General features: G+C 72.2%; 2 protein-coding genes. Both read right to left on the bottom strand.

From position 1 onward, the window contains the following. Nucleotides 1–3,680: type I polyketide synthase (locus T398_RS26510; RefSeq protein WP_496450535.1), on the bottom strand; the 3,680-nt coding region annotated here is incomplete at its 3' end. Nucleotides 3,681–3,711: 31 nt separating this feature from the next. Beyond that, a partial coding sequence (locus tag T398_RS26505) for an acyl carrier protein (protein ID WP_496450534.1) occupies nt 3,712–4,567 on the bottom strand: 856 nt, incomplete at its 5' end.

Genomic DNA, 4,567 nt, shown 5'->3' with positions numbered 1-4,567 from the left:
CAGCCGACGACGTCAACACCGCGGTGCCGAGCCACCAGGTCGGCCGCGCCCGGGGCGTCCAATCCCCGCCGGCTGGCCAGCACCACCCGATCCGCGCCATCGGCGATCAACCATTCAGCGAGATGCTCACCGACACCACCAGTGCCGCCGGTCACCAGGACCGTGCCGGTCGGTCGCCAGCGCCGGTCCGGGGTGCCAGTTGCGGGCGAACGGACCATCCGCCGGGCCAACACTCCGGCAGTACGGACAGCGACCTGATCCTCGCCCCCATTGGTGAGCGCGTCAACGAGCCGCTCAACGTGGGCGTCGGCCCAGTCCGTCGGCAGGTCGACCAGGCCACCACACCAGTCGGGGTAGTCGAGAGAGAGCACCGTACCCAGACCCCAGAGGGCACCCTGCACGGGGTGCGGCAGGTCCTCGAACCGATCGACGCCGACGCCACCGGAGGTGACGCACCACAGCCGGCCATTGAAATCGGCGGCAGCCAGGGCGTGCACCAGCGACACGGTGGCGGTAACGCCGGCCGAGAGGCCGGCGTCGGTGTTGTCCGGGGCACCGTCGAGGGCGAGCAGGGACACCACCCCGGCCGGGTGTTCCCCGGCCGGCAGCTCAACGCCGGTGACCGTGACCACCTCGGCGCCCCGGGCGGCCAAGCCGTCGGTGACGGCCCGCACCCGTGCGTCGTCGGTCGAGGTCGCCGGTACGACGACCCACCAGGCACCGGTCAGCTCCCCGCCGGTGGGCAGGTCGGTGGAGCGCCACACCACCCGATACCGCCAGCCGTCCACCGTGGCGGAGGCGTTCTGCCGGGACCGCCACGACGTCAGGCCGGGCAGCACCTCGCCGATGGTCTCGGCGTTGACGCCGAGACCATCGGCGAGGGCGTCGACATCGGCGCGTTCGACGGCGTCCCAGAATCCGGCATCGGCATCGGCATCGGCTCCGGCTCCGGTCGGGGCGGCGGCGGTCGGCTCGATCCAGTAGCGCTGGTGTTGGAAGGCGTAGGTAGGCAGCTCCGCCCGGCGGGTGCCGGGCAGGGCGGTGGCCCAGTCCACGTTGACGGCACGCACGTGCAGCTCGGCCAGTGCGGCGAGCAACCGGTCCAGGCCGCCGTCGTCGCGTCGCAGGGTGCCGGTGACCACCACCGGGCAGTCTGCCGACTCCAGTGTCTCCTGCATCCCCAAGCCGAGCACGGGATGTGGGCTGACCTCCACATACGCGGTCCACCCCTGTTCGGCGAGCGTACGGATCGCCGGGTCGAACCGGACCGTGTTGCGCAGGTTCTCGTACCAGTAGCGGGCGTCGAGGGTGGCCGGGTCGATCCAGTCGCCGGTGACCGTGGAGAGCATCCGGATCGTCCCGGTACGGGGGTTGATCGTCGCCAGGTCCTCCAACAGCCGGTGTTCCAGCGCCTCCACCTGCGCCGAGTGGGAGGCGTAGTCAACGGCCACCGGCTTGACCCGCACCCCCTCCTCGGTAAGCGCGGCGACGAGTTCACGCAGGGCCTGCGGGGTGCCGGAGACCACCACCGAGCCGGCGCCGTTGACCGCGGCGAGGGAGATGTCCCCCGCCCACTGAGCGATCCGTTCCTGCGCCTGGTCAGCGGAGAGCCCGACGGAGACCATCCCGCCGTGACCGGCCAGCTCCGCACCGATGGCGCGGCTGCGCAGGGTGACCACCCGCGCCCCGTCAGCGAGGGAGAGCGCCCCCGCCACGCAGGCGGCGGCGATCTCACCCTGCGAGTGACCGACCACAGCGTCCGGTTCGACGCCGTACGCGCGCCAGGTGGCGGCGAGGGAAACCATCATCGCCCAGAGGGCGGGTTGGACGACGTCCACCCGCTCCAGGGAGGTTGCGCCGGGTACGCCGCGCACCACGTCGAGCAGGTCCCAGTCGACGTAGGCGCGCAGCTCGGTGGCGCAGCGCCGCATCTGCTCGGCGAAGACGGGCGAGGAATCCAGCAGGGTGGCGGCCATACCGACCCATTGGGCGCCCTGACCAGGGAAGACGAAGACGACCCGACCGGCGGCGTCGGCGGTGCCGGTGACCGCGATCGGGGACGGCTGACCGGCGGCGACCGCGGCGAGCCCGGCGCGCAGCTGCGGCAGGTCCGCACCGAGCACCACCGCCCGGTGGTCGAGTCGGGCCCGGCCGGCCAACGTGCGGCCCACCGCGACGAGGTCGGCCTGCTCGTGGTCCAGGTGGGACAGCAGCCGCTCGGCTTGGGCGCGCAAGGCCCGGTCGGTGTGCCCGGAGAGCACCCACGGCAGTACCGCCGGGGTGGCCGGCTGCTCGTCCTCCTCGGCCGGGGGTACCTCCTCCAACACGACGTGGGCGTTGGTGCCGCTGATACCGAAGGAGGAGACCGCGCAGCGGCGGGCCCGGGAGGTTTGCGGCCAGTCTACCGGCTCGGTGAGCAGTCGCACCGTGCCCGGAGACCAGTCGATCTCACTGCTGGGCTGGTCAACGTGCAGGGTGCGGGGTAGCACGCCGTGCCGCATCGCCTGCACCATCTTGATCACCCCGCCGACTCCGGCGGCGGCCTGTGCATGACCGATATTGGACTTGAGTGAGCCGAGCCAGAGTGGCCGGTCGGCGGGACGGTCCTTGCCGTACGTGGCGATGATCGCCTGCGCCTCGATCGGGTCGCCGAGCCGCGTACCCGTGCCGTGTGCCTCGACCGCGTCGATGTCCGGCGCGGCGAGCCGGGCATTGGCCAGCGCGGCCCGGATGACCCGCCGCTGGGAGGGGCCGTTGGGAGCGGTGAGCCCGTTGGACGCGCCGTCCTGGTTGGTCGCGGAGCCCCGAATGACGGCGAGGACGGGATGGCCGTTGCGCCGGGCGTCGGAGAGCCGCTCCAGCACCAGTACACCGGTGCCCTCGGCCCAGCCAGTGCCGTCGGCGCCGTCGGCGAACGACTTGCATCGGCCGTCGAAGGACAGCGCCCGTTGCCGGGAGAACTCGACGAAGGCGTCGGCGGTGCCGATCACGGTGACGCCACCGGCGATGGCGAGGGAGGACTCCCCAGACCGCAGCGACTGGCAGGCCCAGTGCAGGGCGACCAGTGAGGACGAGCAGCCGGTGTCGACGGTGACCGCCGGGCCTTCCAGGCCGAGGGTGTAGGACAGCCGGCCGGAGACGATGCTGCCGGCGCCCCAGCTGTTCGGATAGTCGTGGTAGGCGACGCCGGTAAACACGGCGGTGGGGCTGCCCTTGAGCGCCAGTGGGTCGATTCCGGCCCGCTCCAGCGCCTCCCAGGACGTCTCCAGGAACAGCCGCTGCTGCGGGTCCATCTCGGCAGCCTCGCGGGGCGAGATACCGAAGAACGTCGGGTCGAACTCAGCGGCGTCATAGAGGAAGCCGCCGTGCCGGGTGTAGCTGGTGCCCGGGTGCTCCGGGTCCGGGTCGTAGAGCCGGTCGAGGTCCCAGCCCCGGTCGGTGGGCATGCCAGCGATGGCGTCGGTGCCGGCCGCGACGAGGTCCCACAGCGCCTCGGGGGAATCGACCCCACCCGGGTAGCGGCAGCTCATGCCGACGATGGCGGTGGGCTCGGCGGCGCGCTCCTCCAGGTCGCGGAGCCGCTCGCTGGTCTCGTGCAGGTCGGTCGTCACCCGCCGCAGGTAGTCACGAAGCTTCTGTTCGTTGGACATCAGGAACCCATTCGTGGACGGGGCCGGCACAGCGGACGGATCATCCGGCATAGCGGACGGATCATGAGGTGCCAAACTTGCTGTCGATGAATTCGAAGAGGTCGTCGTCCGAGGCGGTGTCGAGGTCCTCGGTCACGCTGACGACCTCGGCCGGGCGTTGATCGGCCGTCCAGGTCGCCAGCAGGGCCTTGAGCCGCTCCCCCACCCCGGCGCGGATACTCTCGTCGAGAGCCGCCGCCGCACTCGCGTCCAACATGGACAGGGTTGCCTGGAGCCGGTCGAGGTCGTCGAGCAGGCTGACGCCCTCCGCGTCGGCGGGCACCAGCTCGGTGAGCAGGTGCCGGGCCAGTTCGACCGGGGTCGGGTAGTCGAAGACCAGCGTGGCGGGCAGCCGCAGCGCGGTCTCCGAGGCGAGTTGGTTGCGGAGCTCGACGGCGGTCAACGAGTCGAAGCCGGCTTCCTTGAACGCCCGCTCCGGCTCGACGTCCGCGCCGGAGCCGTACCCGAGGACTGCGGCGACCTGGTCGCGGACCAGCGCGATGACGGTGTCCAGGCGGTCCGGTGCCGGCATCGCGGCGAGCCGCCCGGCGAGGTCGGCGGTGGTGGCGACCGGGGCCGCCGCTTCGATCTTCGGGTGGGCGTCGGGGAGCGCGGCGAGCAGCGGCCGGGACCGGGCCAGGGTGTAGATCGGAGCAAACCGCGCCCAGTCGATGTCGGCGACGACGAGATGACTCTCGTCGTGGTCGAGGGCCTGCTGTAGCGCCTGGACAGCGAGCGCGGGGTCCATCGGCGGGGTGCCCTGTCGGCGCAGGTGGGCGGCGGCCTCGCCGCCGGCCATGCCGCCGCCGCCCCAACTACCCCAGGCGATGGAGGTGGCGACCACCCCGCGGGCCCGCCGCCGGTGCGCCAACACGTCA

The sequence above is a fragment of the Salinispora goodfellowii genome, from assembly GCF_059570675.1.
This window is presented reverse-complemented; position numbering and strand designations above follow the sequence as displayed.